Annotated in this window: 12 protein-coding genes; 9 read left to right on the top strand and 3 right to left on the bottom strand. The window is 55.6% G+C overall.

Going from position 1 to position 18,248, the window contains the following annotated elements; translation table 11 throughout:
• The first annotated feature begins 966 nt into the window (after positions 1–966).
• The 8 genes from ACOYNV_RS12235 (at position 967) to ACOYNV_RS12200 (ending at position 13,188) form a co-directional block, all read left to right on the top strand.
• Positions 967–1,695 (top strand): sugar transferase, encoded by a 729-nt coding sequence (locus tag ACOYNV_RS12235; RefSeq protein ID WP_422900059.1) that lies wholly within the window; start codon positions 967–969, stop codon positions 1,693–1,695.
• On the top strand, positions 1,696–2,475 hold the full coding sequence (locus ACOYNV_RS12230; protein WP_422900058.1) for a WecB/TagA/CpsF family glycosyltransferase: 780 nt from the start codon (positions 1,696–1,698) through the stop codon (positions 2,473–2,475). It abuts the gene before it with no gap.
• Positions 2,472–4,049, top strand: a complete 1,578-nt coding sequence (locus ACOYNV_RS12225; RefSeq protein ID WP_422900057.1) for a hypothetical protein — start codon at positions 2,472–2,474, stop codon at positions 4,047–4,049. The genes ACOYNV_RS12230 and ACOYNV_RS12225 overlap by 4 nt, the downstream gene beginning before the upstream one ends.
• A gap of 20 nt (positions 4,050–4,069) precedes the next feature.
• Positions 4,070–4,408, top strand: coding sequence for an STAS domain-containing protein (locus ACOYNV_RS12220; RefSeq protein ID WP_422900056.1), 339 nt, complete (start codon positions 4,070–4,072; stop codon positions 4,406–4,408).
• Positions 4,409–4,516: 108 nt separating this feature from the next.
• Entirely contained in the window at positions 4,517–6,928 is a 2,412-nt protein-coding gene (locus ACOYNV_RS12215; protein ID WP_422900055.1) for a SpoIIE family protein phosphatase, read from the top strand.
• Positions 6,929–6,931: 3 nt separating this feature from the next.
• Positions 6,932–9,361 (top strand): ATP-binding protein, encoded by a 2,430-nt coding sequence (locus ACOYNV_RS12210; protein WP_422900054.1) that lies wholly within the window; start codon positions 6,932–6,934, stop codon positions 9,359–9,361.
• Positions 9,362–9,850: 489 nt separating this feature from the next.
• Positions 9,851–12,412: a GumC family protein gene (locus ACOYNV_RS12205; RefSeq protein WP_422900053.1), complete on the top strand. Its 2,562-nt coding sequence runs from the start codon at positions 9,851–9,853 to the stop codon at positions 12,410–12,412.
• 32 nt (positions 12,413–12,444) lie between these two features.
• Positions 12,445–13,188 (top strand): glycosyltransferase family 25 protein, encoded by a 744-nt coding sequence (locus ACOYNV_RS12200; protein WP_422900052.1) that lies wholly within the window; start codon positions 12,445–12,447, stop codon positions 13,186–13,188.
• Between the two features lie 9 nt (positions 13,189–13,197).
• On the opposite strand, the gene ACOYNV_RS12195 is transcribed toward ACOYNV_RS12200, so the two are convergent.
• From ACOYNV_RS12195 to ACOYNV_RS12185, 3 genes are read right to left on the bottom strand one after another with little or no spacing between them, the layout of a single operon-like run.
• Positions 13,198–14,295, bottom strand: coding sequence for a glycosyltransferase family 4 protein (locus tag ACOYNV_RS12195; RefSeq protein WP_422900051.1), 1,098 nt, complete (start codon positions 14,293–14,295; stop codon positions 13,198–13,200).
• 22 nt (positions 14,296–14,317) lie between these two features.
• The gene (locus tag ACOYNV_RS12190; RefSeq protein WP_422900050.1) at positions 14,318–15,682 is read right to left on the bottom strand and encodes an oligosaccharide flippase family protein; all 1,365 of its coding nucleotides are present in this window, start codon (positions 15,680–15,682) and stop codon (positions 14,318–14,320) included.
• A gap of 48 nt (positions 15,683–15,730) precedes the next feature.
• A complete protein-coding gene (locus tag ACOYNV_RS12185; protein ID WP_422900049.1) occupies positions 15,731–16,642 on the bottom strand; it encodes an SLBB domain-containing protein in 912 nt (303 codons plus the stop codon).
• A 212-nt stretch (positions 16,643–16,854) separates the two neighbouring features.
• On the opposite strand from ACOYNV_RS12185, the gene ACOYNV_RS12180 reads away from it, so the two are divergent.
• Positions 16,855–18,243 carry an O-antigen ligase family protein gene (locus ACOYNV_RS12180; protein ID WP_422900048.1) on the top strand — a complete coding sequence of 463 codons (1,389 nt, stop codon included), beginning with the start codon at positions 16,855–16,857 and terminating at the stop codon, positions 18,241–18,243.
• Positions 18,244–18,248: the final 5 nt, after the last annotated feature.

Below are 18,248 nucleotides of genomic sequence, written 5' to 3'. Positions count from 1 at the left end.
CCTTCCCGATTCGAATGTTGGAAAAGGGGAAGTTATTTCGTAGGCGTTCCTTAGCGGCGCCATCGGGGGCAGCAACTTGAGCTGCAGCTGAGTCATGCATTGCAGTCACTCCGAATCCAATGCCTGGCCAGCAATCGAATGCGCAATCGTCAGTGGCTCGCTTCTTCCACCTCGTGGTTCGACCTGCCCATCCTGATTCAATGCCCGTAGCACCACCAACAGTCGAGTTGGTTTAGTACAAAATATTTCTTAGCCTACCGGCCGAGGAAGGTTGGCCTCTCGGCTCATCTAACTCATCGCGCCGCGACCGTCAGGCCAAAAACCCTCTGCCTTATGCACAGTACCCAATTATGTGCACTTGGAACATGGAAATCAGCTTCCACTCATGCGGAATGGTGGAGTCGGGCTTTGCCGGCTACACATAATTATTGGCGCTGGGAGCCAGCCACTACGTGATTATGAAATGATCGTTAATCCCATCGCTAGGACAACAACGGCAAAGGATTGAAAGTAAAATGCCATCTGGATGGTCAAAATTACCCAACAGGAGGCTAGGCTACTGATGAAGAAATGAAGAGCATTAACATTGAACACAATAAGTTCCATGGTCAATGGAGCTACGTCATCTAACCGAACGTAATAGCGCAGACTTGATATGTTTATTTACTCCGCCTTACTGATCATAAAGCTGCCTGTCACGGGGATCTGATGTTGGCATGCTACTCGACCACTTTGGTCGCTCGCTGATTTTCCGAGTTGGAAATAATGAAGGTTGTTAATAATCGAAGTCTGGCATCCGCCACGACCGGGGGAAGGTAGTGTTTTTTTACTTAACGCCACCTCGCATTGAATCCGCCATTGATAAAAACACTGCCACTTCTCAATGATTTTGCAGTCAGGACACAACCTCGCCCGGCCAGTTGCTTAAATACACATCATCACAGCAACCGCCGGACACCCCCGAAAATGAATCCACAGCTAAACCGCGATAGCCAAGCGCTACTTGAACTGGAGACACGTTTGCAGCCATCGTTGCAGCAGCGGTTGGGGCAACTCATCAAACTCCGCCTGTGGCGTCTCTCGGCGCAGGCCGGTGGCCTGATCAAACGCATGATCGACATCATCGCCGCTCTGTGCGCCCTGATTCTGCTGGCGCCGATGTTCAGTCTGGTGGCTTTATTGATCAAAGCAACCGATGGCGGACCGGCAATGTTCTGGCAGGTTCGGGTCGGCAAATGGGGCAAGCCTTTCACCTTTCCAAAGTTCCGCTCGATGGTCGTTGATGCCGAAGCACTACGCCTCAAGCTGATCCAGAGCAATCAGCACGGCGATAGCGGCGTTACCTTCAAAATAAAGCGTGACCCGCGTATTACCTGGATCGGTCGCATCATTCGCAAAACCAGCATCGACGAACTGCCGCAACTGTGGTGCGTACTGAAAGGCGAAATGTCGCTGGTCGGACCACGTCCTGCGCTGGTCAGCGAAGTCGAACGCTATAGCCTCGACGATCGTCGTCGGCTCGACATCACCCCGGGGCTGACCTGTACCTGGCAGGTATCCGGTCGATCGGAGATCCCCTTTGACCAGCAATGCCGCCTCGACATCGAATATATAGAGCAACAGAGCACCCGCCATGACATCAAGTTGCTGCTTAAAACCATTCCGGCGGTGATCACCGGTAGAGGAGCCTACTAAATGGAGACGAACACCCTGCCGATTCTCGCCGCCATCAACATTCGCGGCATTCGCCTGAACAATCTGGCAATGGAAGATGCCCTGAATGCCATTGATGGCGCCCTGGTCAGCAAGACGCCGGTACAAATCGCCTTCGTCAATGCTGACTGCGTGAATCTGGCCGCACGCGATCCGGCCTATCAGGCAACACTGGAAACGATGGACTGGGTGTTTGTAGACGGAATCGGCATGAAAATAGCCGGCAAACTGCTGCATCAACCGGTTCGTGCCAATGTCAATGGCACCGACCTCTTTCCGCGACTGTGTGCCGAACTCGGTCAAAATGGCCGGCGCATTTTTCTGCTCGGCGGGCAACCCGGCATCGCCGATGCTGCCGCTGAGTGGGCGAAAAATCACCATCCTGGACTGATCATCGCAGGCACCCAGAACGGATATTTCGGCGAAGCAAAAACGCCGGCCGTCCTCGAACGTATTCGTGCTACCCGTGCCGATGTCCTTTTCGTCGCCATGGGCGCACCGCGCCAGGAAAACTGGATTCGAAAACACGCCGCCGCTTGCGCTGCCACCGTGACCCTTGGCGTTGGCGGACTGTTCGACTACTACTCAGGAACTATCCCGCGCGCACCGCAATGGATGCGTTATATGGGAGTGGAATGGGTATTTCGCCTGCTTCAGGAACCCGGACGTCTGTGGAAACGCTATCTGCTCGGCAACTGGATGTTCATGGCACGCGTCACAACAGACCGGCTGCGCCAGCAGCTATCGGGGAAAAGCAAATGAACGCACGGGAAACCAGAACGGCCATTCTATTGATCGGCTGGCATGGACAGCACACGGTACCGCCGCTCAGAAAAGTGCGCGCCATGCTGCCACTGATCGACAAACCGATGCTTCAAGTGGCGACCGAGGCGCTGGTACGCCTTGGCTGCCAGACATTTCACGTTTTTCTTGATGATCAACCGGAAACGGTCCGCCACTTTCTCGGCAACGGCGAACGCTGGGGGATCAAGGTAACCTACCACTATCGCGACCAAGAACAAACGCTGGCCAGCAACCTGAAACGTCTCAGCCTGGCGCCTGACGAAGCGCACTGGCTGGCTTCTGCCGAAAGCATACCCGGCGAACTGATCAACCCTGCGGAAGACAAAGTTGTCGCTGCAGATACGGCTTTTTGCTGGCAATCCGGGGCAGCCCATCCCCATCCCAACCTTCCCCTTGAAGGGGAAGGCGAAGGACAGCAATGCTGGACCGGCTGGGGGCTGTTCCTTGGCCGGACCCTGAACACTTTCAGCCATCTCGACAGCCATCAAACCCTGGAAACAACAATCACCGAGGATCGCCGCATCACCCGCCAACTGGTCTCGGCTCCGTTCGACCTCTCCAGTGACAAGCGCTATCTGGAGAGCAGCATCCGCCGCCTGCACGCAGTTGCCAAGGAGGCGGACAGCACCATCATGATTGCCCGCGGAGCCCGTATTAATCCAAGTACCAAGCTCATCGGGCCGGTTTATATTGGCCAAAATGCCCGTATCGAAGCAGATACCCTGATCGGCCCCAACGCGGTGATCGGTCACGATGCCATCGTCGACCTGGGGGCTGAAATTCGCGATAGCGTGATCCTTCCCGAAACCTATGTCGGTGGTGGCCTCTTTCTCGAACAAGCCGTGGCCGCCCCCGGGGCACTCGCCAGCATTAAAAACAGTGCGCTGCTCAGCAAGATTGAACCGCATCTGCTGGCATCCGCGCAAAGCAGCGTGTACCAACAGCCTTTCCGCCGGTATCTGAGCATGCTGAGCATGATCCTGCTGCGCGTTCTACTCTTTCCCTTGTACGCCGCAGGCCGTCTGATCATGAAAGAGGCCGGTCAGAATTTCCGAACAATCACAACGCTGCGCATTTTCAGGCCGGCTTCACATGGGCTGGCACCCGAAATCATTGCCTTGCCAATCGCCAATACAGCGCACTATTTGCCCTTGCACCCGCAACAAAACTGGTTGCAGCATTTCGTGCATATCTTCTATCCAGGACTGCATGCGGTGGCCAGAGATCAGATCAAGTTATTCGGCCTCGAACTGCGTGATGTCGCCGACGTCGCCAAGCTTCCGGAACACTGGCAATCGCTCTACCATGCTCATTCCTGTGGTTTGTTGAATGAATCCATGTTGCAACCTGCTGTCGCGACTGATCCAGCCCTTCGTTATGCCAGTGATGCCTGCGCCGTCGCTGGTCTGCCGCGTAAAACGCAATGGCGAATCATTGTCAATTATTTCGGCCATGTCATGAACGACGGCGGCCGGCTGTTGCGGTCCACCCTCATTTCAAAGAAAAAAAACGAACTTCCCTTTCACTATTGATCCGCTAAAAGGAACTCCCCATGAAACTCAAAACACAGGCGCTCGAAAACACCTCAGGCATCCTCATCACGGCCGAAGGCGAAAACCTCGATGCCAGTAACAGTAAGGACTTCAAGGAATCGATCCAGCCCTATCTCGACAGCCACATACTGGCTATCGTCGACCTGAGTCCCTTGAGGTTTGTCGACAGCTCAGGTCTCGGCGTCCTGCTTTCCTGCCTGCGCACAATGAACAACAAAGAAAGCCAACTCAAATTGATCGGCCTGACCAAACCGGTTCGTGCCTTGTTCGAACTTGTCCGCATGCATCGGATTTTCTCCATCTACAATTCGCTTGACGAAGCACTAGCCTCAATCTAGGCACGCCCAAAGGCGTGAGCTAATCACGCCCTTGAAACTCCTCTCATCGATAATTCAACCATGCCTACCCGCACATCTCACAAACAGACTACCGACCTGGCCAAGATATTGATCGTTGATGATGCACCGAACAATCTTTTGATTTGTAAGGCCGCGCTTAAAAACTATCAGACGCTGACAGCAACTTCAGGTGAGGAGGCTTTAGCGCTGGCCGTTGCTGAAAAACCCGACCTGATCATTCTTGACATCATGATGCCAGGCATGAGCGGCTTTGAAACGGCAGAGCATCTACGCCATAACGAGCTGCTTTGTGATACACCGATCATCTTCCTTTCGGCACTGTCCGACATGAGTTCGAAGGTCACGGGATTCAAACTGGGGGCGACTGATTACATTACAAAGCCCTTGGATGTGCCGATATTGCGCCTGAGAGTCGCCAACGTTCTTGAACGCGATCACATGCGCAAGCAGTTGATTTCGTACAACGAGCAATTGGAGCAATCACTTTCCGAGCAGAAAATTCTGGCCAACACACTGGAATCTGCCTTCAATGTCATCCATGACAGTCTGCTCATCACCAACAGCCAGTTCATCATTCAGAAGGTCAACGCAAATGCCGAGCGGATGTTTTCATCTTGTACGGCAGACTTGCTGAATAAGGACATTTTGGAATTCAGCCTGTCTGACCTGTCCGGCAAGGCAATTGCCTTAACCGATCTGATACGACTCGACACCATTACGGAAGGCAAGTTGACACTGCCAAATGCCGAGACATTGCTGGTAGCCATCTCTGCACGCGCTTACAACATCAAAAATGACGAAACAAATATTTTGTTTTCCATTTTGAATATTAGCCATCGATTAGAACTGGAAGCACGCAATAGACATACAAACAAACTTCTCGCCGACATGTCACTTGAACTCAACGCCCAGAAGGATGCCCTCGACAAACATGCACTGGTCAGTATTACTGACAGCCGGGGGTTAATCACCTATGTGAATGAAAAATTCTGCGAAATAACAGGCTACCTTCAGGCAGAATTGATTGGCAAAACCCACTGCATTATCAAGTCAGACCTTCACCCGCCAGAGTTTTATACCGATATTTGGCAGACCATCACTTCAGGCAAGACCTGGAAAGGCGAGATCACCAACCGTAAAAGCAACGGTGAGCTGTACTGGGTCAACTCGACCATTGTTCCTTGGCTCGACGAACATGGGAAACCTGATAAGTACATCGCTATTCGCACTGAAATCACCGACCGGATCAAGGCTGAACAACAAGTCGCCCTGGCACGCCAGCGCGAAATCGATATCAGTTCTGCCATTCAGCAGCGCCTGCTGTTTGGTACCCCACCAACCAATCTGGCCGGCTTTGCAATCGCCTCCTTCAGCGAGGCATCGCAGGGCATTGATGGCGACTTCTATACCTTTACCCGGGTTGGCCCGCATAGTTTTGAAATCCTGACCGGAGATGTCATGGGTAAGGGAATAGCGGCAGCCATGATCGGGGCGGGTATCAAGAGTTCCTATCGCCGGCTGCTTATCGAGCACATGGCTAACAGCAAGAAGGCATCTTTCCCCTCGCCAGCAGAACTGATCAACGCGATTCATCAAGAAGTCACGCCCGATCTGATCAAATTCAATACCTTCGTTACACTCTCTCTACTGCGCTTCGATCACGCAGCTATGACGCTGACCGTAGTCAATGCCGGGCATACCCCGGCCATTCAGGTCTCAAAGAATGGCCTCCGACTGAACAAACTGGAGGGCGACAATTTACCGATCGGCGTAATTGAAAACGAAGTTTATCAAGAGCAGGTGTTTCCGATGATGATTGGCGACAGTATCATGCTCTATTCAGACGGCATTTCTGAATCAATAAACCCAAATGGCGAGTATTACGGTGAAACGCGCATTGCGTCGATACTGCAGACAGGGCAGCAACTGGGTGCATCTTCATCCATTCTGCTGCAGTCGTTGCGCAGTGACATCCACGACTTCACAGAGCGCCCTAATGGCAACGACGACCGGACGGCGATTGTTATCCAGATCACGCCACTACGCAGCCAGTTACGCGGCAAGATTACAGACCGCAACGAACCGGAATATATCGATGTGCCCCGTCAATTCAAGCAACTCGGTCATTTGCGCCAGCGTATTGCCGTACTCGCGCAAGATCAGCCGGAAGAGTCTGTACAAGCCTTGATCCTGGCCGCCTTCGAGGCAGCCACCAACGTCATCCGGCATACCCCGGAAAAACTGCGCGACGCCCCATTCACTGCCGTACTCAAACGCAACCAGACTGAACTGAGCGTCGAATTGGTTTATGCCGGCCAGCCTTTCGTCCAAGATGCGCCGCCAGCACCGGATTTCAGCGGCGCATCGGATGGTGGCTTTGGCCTTTTCATTATCGAAAACAGCGTCGACCGCGTCATATACAGCCGACCGATGACCGGACTGGCCAGTATTCGCATGATCAAGAAACTCCAATCGGCTCAAGTCACCGCGACTGACTAGCCCGTGAGTACGCCTTCCCTCGCGCCCCTTTTGCGCCAGTTAGTAGACCGCCTGGCGCAAATCGATACGCCCGCGCTGTCAGAAGAAGAGCGATCGCTGCTCGCCGAACTGGCCAGACACGCCGCCAACCTGCCACTTCCGCACCTCCCGCTGACCGCCAGCCGCTTGCAGCAACGCAGACGGGAACGCGCGCTACAGATCCACTTCGACTACGCCCTGTATGGCATCATCGAAGCCGATGCCGAAGGTGTTATCCATGACGCCAACCCCGCCGCCAGCAGCATTTGCAACTGGCATCGCAAGCAACTTTTGGGCATGCGGGTCCGGGATATTTTTGCTGAAAATAGTATTCAAGAGACCGCCAAGCATTTTGCCTTGCTCGCCGAACAGGGCATCAGCCAAGCCGAGCTGACCATGCTTGGCGAGGATGGACTACATAACATCACCTTGTCGTCGATTCAGGCCGACGAGGATCTGTTCCTGCATGTCATCGACGATGTGACTGAAGCCCGTCGCCTGTCACAGGAATTGCTGACGGCACGCCATGCCGCCGAAGCCGCCAATGCGGCGAAAGGACGTTTTCTCGCCAACGTTAGCCATGAGATCCGCACGCCGATGAACGGCATCATCGGGCTGACCCAACTCGCCTTGATGACCTCGCTCGACGCACAACAGCGCGACTATCTGAACAAGATTGCCCAGTCCGGCCGAACCTTGCTGGCCATGCTCAACGACCTGCTCGATTTCGCCAAGATCGAAGCCGGCAAACTCGAATTCGAGCAACGGCCAGTGGACTTGTACGCTGTCCTCGAAGAGCTTTCGGTGATTTGCGCTCAATCGGTACCCAACCAGCGTATTGAAGTCATTTTCGACATTTCTGCTGAACTACCCCGCTGGATCATGAGTGATCAATTGCGGCTGACTCAGATTCTCATCAATCTGCTTGGCAATGCGGTCAAATTTACCGAGCATGGGCAAATCCTGCTCACTATTGAAGTCGATTTCGCGGCCGACCGCGAAATTTTGTCCATTTCCATCGCTGACACCGGTTGTGGCATCAGCGCAGAGGCCATTGCCCGCCTGTTCCAGCCCTTCACCCAAGCCGACGCAGGCACAACACGGCGCTTCGGTGGAACCGGCCTCGGACTGGCCATCGCCCGTCAATTGGCTCAGGGCTTGGGTGGTGAGCTCTCGGTAAACTCCAGCCTCGGCATAGGCAGCACATTTACGCTTGAATTGCCTCTGATAGCGGCCACCGGCAGCCCCGGCGAGGCGACCGATTCCCTGGCCCATCGCGGCGCCATCAGGATCGAAAATGCCGGCCCTCGCCAGTCCCAAGCCATTTCGCACTTGATTGGCGCCTTGGGTGGACGAACAACGGGTGACAGCGAGGCCAACATTTCCCTCTACGTCGTGACGCCGGATTCGCCGATCAAACAACGCCTGGAAGAAGCCATCGCGCGTAATACGGCCCTCCTCCTGCTGGCCGATCCCGATACGACATTCACCTTGCGCACACAATGTGAAGGCCATCCAAACATTGCCGTCCTCAGCCGCCCACTCACCCCGCTCGCCCTGTGCAACGCCTGCCAGCAACTGGGCCAGCCGAGAGCCCCGGCAAGCACGGTCTGTGACCTTGAAATTCCGACGGAGTTTCGCGGTGCCTATGTCGCGGTGGCTGAAGATATTCTGGTCAATCAGCAGGTCATCTGTGGTTTGCTTGAACGTGCAGGGATCGAGGTCCTGCTGGCAAATAACGGGCGGGAACTGCTCGACAGCCTGGCGGCGGGCGACAAGCAACCGGAGTTGATCCTGATGGATGTGCATATGCCGGAGCTCGATGGATTTGCCGCCACCCGGGCCTTGCGTGCGCGTGGCTACCGGCAACCGGTGATTGCGCTGTCGGCCGGCGCCGGCAAGGAGGAGCAGGCACAATGCCTGGCCGCGGGCATGAGCGACTTCCTCGCCAAACCGATTGATCTCGATGAACTCTGGGGCGTTCTGACCTGCTGGTTGGCACCGCGCAACTCAGACCTCCCGATACACAATGAAATGCGAGCAGTTCAAGCGGATGCAGCAGTCCCGCACTGGCTGGCTGGCTGCGATATCAATGTCAGCAGCGCCCTGGAACGTTTCCTCGGCGACAGCACCGCCCTGCTGCGTGGCGTCACTGTTTTCTGCACACAACATGCCGCTGCCGCTGAACGCCTGCAAGGCTTTCTCGACCAGCGCAACCAGAATTCATTCGTGCATGTCGCCCATGCTGTCAGTGGAAGTGCCGCCAACATTGGCGCTGAAGCACTGGCCGCCTTGTGTCGACAGGCCGAAAACCTGCCCGCCGAACGCTGGCCGAGCGAAGCGCCAGCCCTGATCAGCCAGATTACTCAGGCCCTGAACAGGATTACCCAGGCCCAGGCAATCCATTCATCCTGAAAACCTCAGCGAGTCTCGGAGATACTATCGGCCGATGCGCTGCGGCAGTAAGCGGGATAAATAATCATCGCTGAAAGCCCCGTCGATAGGCGATCTACAGGATACGTGCCTGAAGAGTCAATGAATACGCCATTGTTCAGGCACGTATTCTGTAGATCGCCTATCCATGCGCCTCTCAGGCATTGCTTAAAAACGGCTACGCTATATCTCCCCGATTTTATCTTCTCAACTGCCACATAAATCATCCCGTTTCGAATGTTGGAAACGGGGAAGTTATTTCGTAAGCCTTCCTTATCGTGAGCGGCCCAAGGGTCGCACTGGCTAATCGGGTCGCAGGCAAGTCGCGCTTTACCAGCGCCTGGCCGCGAACACAACGCGGACGCTCCAAACATTTCACACTTCTGCCACAGCCTTGGGATGCTCATTGTGTCTAATGCAGCATCCCGATCAACAAGCAGCTTTGAATCAGCCAGCGCGACGCCGCCACTAATGGACATTAACGACCAGCCGGGAATCGGCATCAAACCGCTGCTTAGCCTCAAGCGCCACTATCGCGTGAGCTTGGTGGTGTGGTTTGTCGTCTTTCTGCTGGGCTTGCCCATGGTGTGGATCAAGGGTCAAAGCACCTACACAGCGGAGTCTGTATTCCAAGTCTCGCCACGATACATGAAGAACCTGCAATCCGACGCTGAAGTTGAAATGCAGTCCAACCAGCAGTATCGCGAATACGTCAATCACCTGTCGAAGACCGTCAGCCGCTACGACGTGCTGCAACGTGCCCTTGCCAATCTCAAGGCCAAAGGCATTGATCCCCGCCCGCCGGCGCTGAGTGAGCGCAAATACATAGAGAAACTGCAAACCACCCTCTATATCAAGCCCATCCTTGAGACTTACATGGTCAAGGTGGGCATCGAAGGCGGAGAAAGTGACAAGGCATTCCTGCATGAGCTGATCAACTCGCTCATGGCTTCCTTCCTCGAGACCAGTAAAACGGAACAGATTTATGGCTCGTCTGAACGGCTCAACGTCCTGAACGACAGTGCGGCCAAACTGCGCAGTGAAGTTTCTGGATTGGAAAGCGAACGTGTCACGCTGGGCGAAAAACTAGGCCTGACAACGTTCACTGACAATGCCCAGAACCCTTACGACAGCCTGCTCTCCGCGGCGCGGGAAAAATCTTCAAGTGCAGAAATTGAACGCTCGCGAGCCGATGCCATCTTCAAGTCATTTATCAATCAGCGGGAAATACCTGCAGAACTCGGTCGCTCACTGCTTGAAATGCGTTTGCAGGATATGGGGCTGCAAACCTTGCGCACCGAAGTCACCAAACGGGTGGAAGAACTGACCCAGCAAATTTCCGGACTCGAGGAGAAGCACCCGGCACGCGGCCCAGCCGTAGCTGAAATAAAGAGTTTGCAACAACGCCTGAAGAGCAAAGAGGATGAATTCGATCGCCAGAACTTCGAAAACTTCCGCCAGCGCCTTCAGGCAACACTGAATCAGAAATCGCAATTCGAACAGGATATGCGTCAGTCGTTACGGCAACTTGAAGGCCAGGCAGCTGAATTTGCCCGCACCTTCCAGCAAGCCATGCACCTGACCAAGAGCATTCGTGAGCGTGAACAGCGCTTGCAGCAGATTCAGGAACGCCTCAATTATCTGGACACCGAGCGCAACGCACTCGGTTTTGTGCGCCTGGTGACCCCCGCGCTGCCGGCCGAAATGCCAATGGGCCTGGGAAAGACCAAATTACTACTCGGTCTGATCATCGCCGCTTTCGGGCTGGCGCTGTCCTTGCCAATCGTGATCGACATCCTTGATCGTCGCATTCGGAGTGTCACCGAGGCCGAAAAGCTGATGGGGATCCCTGCTGCTGGCTGGCAAATTCGCCGCGAGGATCTGCCAACACAACTATTTTCTACAGAACAGACTCGCCGCTTCGTCTCCGCACTGATCAGGATACGCACCCGGCATCAGCGCCAATCCTTCGCCTTCACCTCGGTCAAATCAAGTGGCGGCACGACCACGACCATCCTCGATACGGCACAGGCTCTAAGCCAATTGGGCGCTAGAGTCCTGATCGTTGAGGCCAACACTTTTTCGCCCTACTCCGGCTTCGATAGCTTAAGTCCAGGGCTCACCGACTATCTCGCGGGCAAGACAGCCCTTGCCGCATTACCCCGGCACTATGAATATCGCGGCACCAACCTGAACGTCGTCGGCGTCGGGAGCGAACGCGCTTCGGGTCTGCAACGTCTCGATCTGTTGTTGCAGGCGTTTAAAATCTGGGAAGCGCAATACGACTACCTCCTTTACGATCTGCCGCCCGTACTGCTCTGTGCTGACACCGAAATGCTCATCGAAGCACTGGGACAGGTCTTTCTCATTGTCGAGGCCGAGGCCGTGGTGCGCGGCGAAGTCAGCCGCGCCAAGCGTCTGCTGCAAAAGATCGACCCCGAAGCGGTCGGCCTGTTTGTCAATTCCGTCCCGCTCTTCCGTGGCAGCGGCTATATGGAAGAGGTGATCATCGAAACCCTGACCCGCGGCAAGCTGTCGCGCTTCATGAGCCTGACCCAATGGCAGCTGCAATGGGAATTGTTGCGCACACGCTGGTCGACCCCTCGGGGCAAGCGCAAGAAAAAAGCGGTGGAGCCGGCTGAGCCAATTATCGGGGCTACACCATCCCAAGCAACACAGTCATCCCCCATCGCAGTCCAAACGGAAAGCGCCTCGCCAAGCAGCGCCCCGAGCATTGTCGAACTGAACAATCGCGGGGTCATTGCCACGCGCAATGGCGATCTGGAGGAGTGTGCACGCCTGCTGATTCAGGTCGCCGATCAGGAGCCCACGGTGCGCTTCATGCTCAATGCAACCAAGGCCATCATGAACCTGATCGAAGGTCGACGCTGGAATCCCGAACTGATGCTCAAGGCGCGTGATTACCTGCAACGTTCGCAGGTAATCGACCCGAGCAATATGCGGCTGGCCGCCACCCGCGAGTTGTACACCACGACCTTGCAGCAATATCGAGCCAGCCAAGGCAAGGCCTGAAATCTGATGCGTACCCAAGACAGGAAATTCCGATGAGTCCAAGCGAAAATAAGCGTGCCGTCACCGTGATCGACCATTTCGATCGGGTCGAAATCATCAACATGACAAGCCGTCTCGATCGACGGCGCGAAACGGAAGCCGAGTTTGCGCAGCACGGATTCCCGATCAATACCGAAAAATCCCGCTTTTTCCCGGCAATCACCCCGCAGGATGCCGCGTGCTTCCCTAACCGGGGGGTGAGAGGCTGTTTTCTCAGTCATCTGAATGTTCTGGCATCCGCTCGTGATGACCAGCTCCGCCATATTCTGGTGCTGGAAGACGATATTTCGTTTTCCAGCACCATCAAGACGCTCGGCGCCCAGGCCGTTGCCGCACTGGAGGGAGTCGACTGGGATATCGCCTATCTCGGTCACGCACTTGATAACCTTCCCGGCCAACCGGAATGGCTCCCCGTAACATCCCCCATGCTGTTGGCGCACTGCTATGCCATCAACGGGCGTACCCTGACCCGTCTAGTCGGCTTTCTCGAGCAGGTACTGCAACGCCCACCGGGTCACCCGGAGGGCGGCCCAATGCACTATGACGGCGCCTTGAATACCTTCATCCAGCAAAATCCGCAGATCAAGGCCTATTATTTTTCGAAGAATCTGGGCTACCAGCGGCCATCACGCACTGACCTGCATGAAGTATCGATCATTGATCGCAGTTTAGTTCTGCGCCAGTTCGCCGGTCTCTATCGCGCCGCCAAACGGGCCTACCTGAAACTCAGGCGATGAATTCAGAATTCAGCCGGCGGCTTGCAGCAGGAGTTGTTCAAGACGATCGGCTGCATCTTCCCAACTGTAGCTCCGCGCACGGCGGTAAGCCGCATCCGACAAGGCCTGCCATTCAGTCTCCGGCAGACGGCAAAGCGCCACGATCGCTGCCGCCATTTCAGTCACCAGCGCCGCCTCTTCTTGTGCACTAATCAGTACGCCATTTCCATCAGCCAACAAGTCGGGCGCCGCCCCGATCGCTACGCCGATTACCGGCGTCCGGCAAGCCATGGCTTCAAGAATCGGCAGACCAAAACTATCCAGCCGCGAGGCGAACAACCAGGCATCGCAGGCGGCATAGAGCGAAGCCAATTGTTGCTGCGCCGGCCGATAGACGTAGTGCGCATCTTCTGGCAGAGGCAAGGCAGCGCCAGGCAACTCGGCGCCGAAGGCCAGGACGCGCAAGTCGGGTATCTGTCGGCGAGCCAGCTTGATCGCCTCTAGGCAACGATCAGCGCCTTTGATCGCGGCCTGCGCGTAAATAAAGCCGACCGTCGGTGGTTGCCCATGGCGACGGGGGCGCGCATCAAACAGATCGAGGTCAACGGCATTCGGCACCACCGCCATAGCGAGATCCCCCAGTACGGCCTCGATGTCCCGCTTGAGGCCCGCAGATATTGCAATTTTAAGGTTGGGCAACTGCAATGCGGCATGCACCTTTTCGCGCACCGTCTCCCCAGCCCATATTTCATAGCCCTGAATCAGATGCACCTTGCGCCCCTTCACCAACGGCAATGCCTGCATCCAGACCGCAGTTTCCCACCAGGTGGCGATGACCACATCGGCCTCAGGCAGATCATCGGCGGTGATCGGACGCTCGCGCTCCAGCGTGGTGTGCGCTATGCCAGACAAGGCGATATGCCCGGGCAGCGGACGCCAGCGCGCACTTAGCGTGTGCCAGCGCCGATGGCGAATCAGACGCAACAATTCCCGCAGACCGAGCGGGGCTGGCGCATTACTGACCACACGAACCGAGTGCCCCCGGTTTTGCAGCATTCTGGCGTAGATGGCGACGACCCGGTTTCCCCCGGTGAGATCGTCGGCCGGCATCATGAATGTAATTCTCATCGTTTGCTTTCAGTGCTCCTGATTAACGTAGCCACGCAGTTAATCCCGTATCAAGTAGCCAGCCCCCCGCCATGCCGAGCAGTAACGCCGGTAGCCACCATTTTTCGGTCGACCAGTTGAGCAGGCCTTGTTCGTATTTGAAACGTAGGGACAAAGGCCAGCTGGCAAACTGGCTGATTACCACACCTACAATCGCCCCACGTTCCCCCGCCAGCGTAAAGCCCAGCGGAATGCCAACGATCAGAGAGAGCGCACGCAAGGTATTGTTGGCGCTGACCCAAGCCGGCTGCCCCCGCGCAAACATCAATTGTTCGACGACCTGATGGCGCATCGCCAGAAGACTCAGGCTCAGGCACTGCAACATCCAGCCGGCCGCCTGGTAGCGCGAATCATAAAGCAACCAGACGAGCCACTGCCCGGAGAGGAGCAAACCTCCCGTCAATGTCCCAAGGAGAAGATCAGCGATCTGCTGGACACGTGAATAGACGCGGATCACCTGTTTGCGATCCGCTGACCGCAAAGCCTCGCTCATGGCCGGAAATATGACCCGGCCATTGAGGGTGCTATAGACACCCGCAATGGCGGCCAACAGATTGCCGGCTATCGAGAAGATACCGAAGCTGGCAATGCTCAGGCTGGCACCAAGAATGAGCTTCTCTCCATGCCCGGCTAGAAAACCAATGATCGATGAAACAAAAATCCATTTGCCGAATCCGAGTATTTCCTGCGCGCACGCCTTGTCCCAGCAGGGCCGGGCGTTACGGCCGGGCAGATAGACATGGCTGAGCAGGGTACGCAACATGCCGCCAAACAGCGTGCCCAGCAGCAAGGCCCATACCGAGCGGGTAAACCAGACCAGCGTCACGGTCACCAGCATCGTCCCGAGTTGCGACATTAATTCAAGTCGCGCCAGACGGCCGCCTTGCAGGTCACGTTCTGCACTGGCCAACTTCATCGATTCGAATCCCTGAATCAGGGCACAAAGCGCGAAAATTGCCATCATCGGTGGCAAACGCGGATCCGCATAGACGGTACCAGAGGCGAAGAAACCAGCATCTTCCGCAGAAAATACGCCGACAGCCAATAACAGCACAATCAACGCCAGCAGCGCACCTCGCAGCAGTTGCAGACTCCAGGCGGTGCCCAGAAAACAGGCATCCCGACCCCGCTCGCTCTTGACCACACATTGCCAAACGCCCAGATCAGAGAACATGACAAGGGCAAAATATAATGTATTGACCGCAGCCACCAGGCCGAAAGCTTCAGGCAACAGCAGGCGGGTGAGGATCAGATTGCTGGTCAGGCGCAGCAACTGCGAGGTGACATTACCGCCCGCCAGCCAGACCGCCGCTTTCAGCGTTCGCCCCCTAAGACCAGGCAAGCTCATCGAATGTTACTCATATCAGTCCGCTATCTCGAGAAGCAAGGTCAGCACCTATTTGGTCGAATTGGTTAAATTCGTGCCAAAAGTCAGCACCGCAATAAGCGGTGAAATCTGCCGGAGGAAATAGCCAAAGTCAGCCAGGCCACTGGTCGGCACGAACAAGACATCACCGTCCTCAAGCGCATAATTGACACTCCGTTTCGGGCCAATCAATTCAGCGAAATCGATAATTTCTGCCTGCTGCGTACTCGCACGGAAGATGCCAATCTTTTCCGGGGCGGCATTTTCGGATGGCCCGCCTGCCTGCGCCAAGGCATCGAGAACCGTCATGCGGGGGGTCAGACGGTAGGAACCCGGCTTGGGGACGGAGCCCAGGACGTAGATCGAGGTATCGGACGAGTCGGGAATAAAGACAATGTCCCCCTTTTTCATGCGGATGTTGTATCCCGGGTCGCCGTTAAGCAGCGCCTTGAGATCGACCCAGATCAGTTTTTCCCGGCCGCGCATGATGGCGCAACGAGTGAGTGTCGCCTGCTTGTCGAGAATCGGGAGTGCTCCGGCGTTAGCCAGCACTTCCGCCAGCGTCGGCGGATGCGGAAAACGCTGGATGCCGGCAGTTGCAACACGACCAAGAACAGTCACCTGGTTCGAGGTGTATTCGTCGACGCCCAGATTCACATGGGGCGAACTGAAATACTGACGCAAGCGCTTGTCCAGTTCTCGCTGAGCCTCTTCGCGACTCAAACCATTTAAAAACACATCGCCAATCAGGGGCACGGTAATCATGCCATCTGGCCCAATGACATGCTTGCCGCTCACTTCAGGGCGACCATACACATTAACCCACAGCCGATCACCGCTGCCAAACAGATACACAGGATTGACAGACTCTTCAATCAACGCCAGATCTTCCTTGCTCAACAGGTTGGCTTCGCTATTTTTTGCAGCCGGCTTGAATGGCAAATCAACCCCCGGCGGATAAACGGATGCTGGCCTGGTTGCACAGGCAGCCAGAGTGCAGGCGACCAACGCTGCACAAAGGAGCCGGAAAGAGGAATATGTCAGGTTTCTAATCATGGTTGTAAATATAGGAGATAATCTCCGCCGGTTTGTGTCGGAACTGTAGATTATTCCGTAGCAATGCAGCATCTTTCCACTGACAGACGCGCCTCTCCATGACACAGTACCTCGTCTTCACCGCCATGATTTTGTCGATCCATGTGCTCCGCCAGCGGGGCATCGAGCAAGCGGTACTGCGTGTCTGGATTCCATTTTTCCTCATCTTCCCGTTCTCATTCTTCGTCAACATTCCGGGCCTGCCGGATCCGAACTTCATGCAGACGGCCATCCTGCCGATCCTCTTCGTTTTACTGCGTGAACGCGGCAAGGAGATGTCATTCGGACGCATGGAAATGCTGCTGGCGATGTATGTCGTACTGCGCGTTTTCGTCGACTTTCTCAGCCGTGGCTACGCGGACGCACAGAACTACGCATTTTTCATGCTTTCATCATTGATCGGCCCCTACCTTATCGGTCGCTACGTGATCAACCGGCGGGAAATGGACATTGAGACGGCACGGATGTTCGTGCTGATGTTCGTCATCTTCTTCCCCATGTTCGCCTACGAACTCAAATTCTGGGTCAGCCCGGTCTTTGCCTTTTTTGGCCGTTTCTTTCCCGGTGCGGGTAGCGGCCTATCGATACGCTACGGCCTGGCACGTACCGCAGGTTCCTTTGAGCACCCGATTCTGGCCTGCATCATGATCATCGTGGCCTACCGCCTGCACCGTTGGCTAGCATGGCGCGGATTCTACGAACAACCCCAAAAGGGCTGGCTGGCCACCATCGAGCGTATCACCGGCTGGATTCCCATCCCCTTCAAGCACAAGATTTCAATCGCCTTGATCCTGATGGCCTTGATGACCATCTCACGCGGGCCATGGATCGGTGCCTTGGCGGGCGCGGCCCTGGTCGCTGTCGGCAACTTCAAGAACCGTAAGCGCTGGCTGCAGATCGTTGCCGTTCTCTTCCTGGTTGGCGGAATTGCCGGCAAGATGGCGCTCGATTCCTACATCACTCCCAAGGAAGGCGAAGTGATTAGTGGCGAGGCATTGACCATGCTCTATCGCAAGGAAATGATCGACCGCTACAAGGAATTCATGTACGAGAAAATGTGGACCGGCTGGGGGTTGACCACGCGACCGAAGATCCCCGGCATGGAATCGATTGACAATGCGTTCTTCGGAATGGCGCTGCAACATGGCGTACTTGCTCCGGCACTGTTTGCACTAATCCTGTTTTACGCCATCGTCTCCCAGATAAAATTCGGCCTCGCGTCGCCATCGGGCTCGCCGCCGATCGGCTTCACCTTCTCGGGAATCTACCTGATGTGCGCCATCTCGTTCTCTACCGTATATATGGGCTCACAAACCGAGCCCATGATTTTCCTACTGCTTGGCTGGGGCGAAAGCATCAAGCGACGACAAGAAAAACTCTCTTCCGGCAATGGGCAGGACGTAACTCCGCCCGACGACACCGCGCCATTCCGGCGCGTCATGTATTGAGATAC

Source organism: Propionivibrio sp. (assembly GCF_049316945.1).
Lineage (GTDB): Bacteria > Pseudomonadota > Gammaproteobacteria > Burkholderiales > Rhodocyclaceae > Propionivibrio.
Note: the sequence above shows the minus strand (reverse complement) of the source record. Positions and strands in the feature narration are given on the sequence as shown.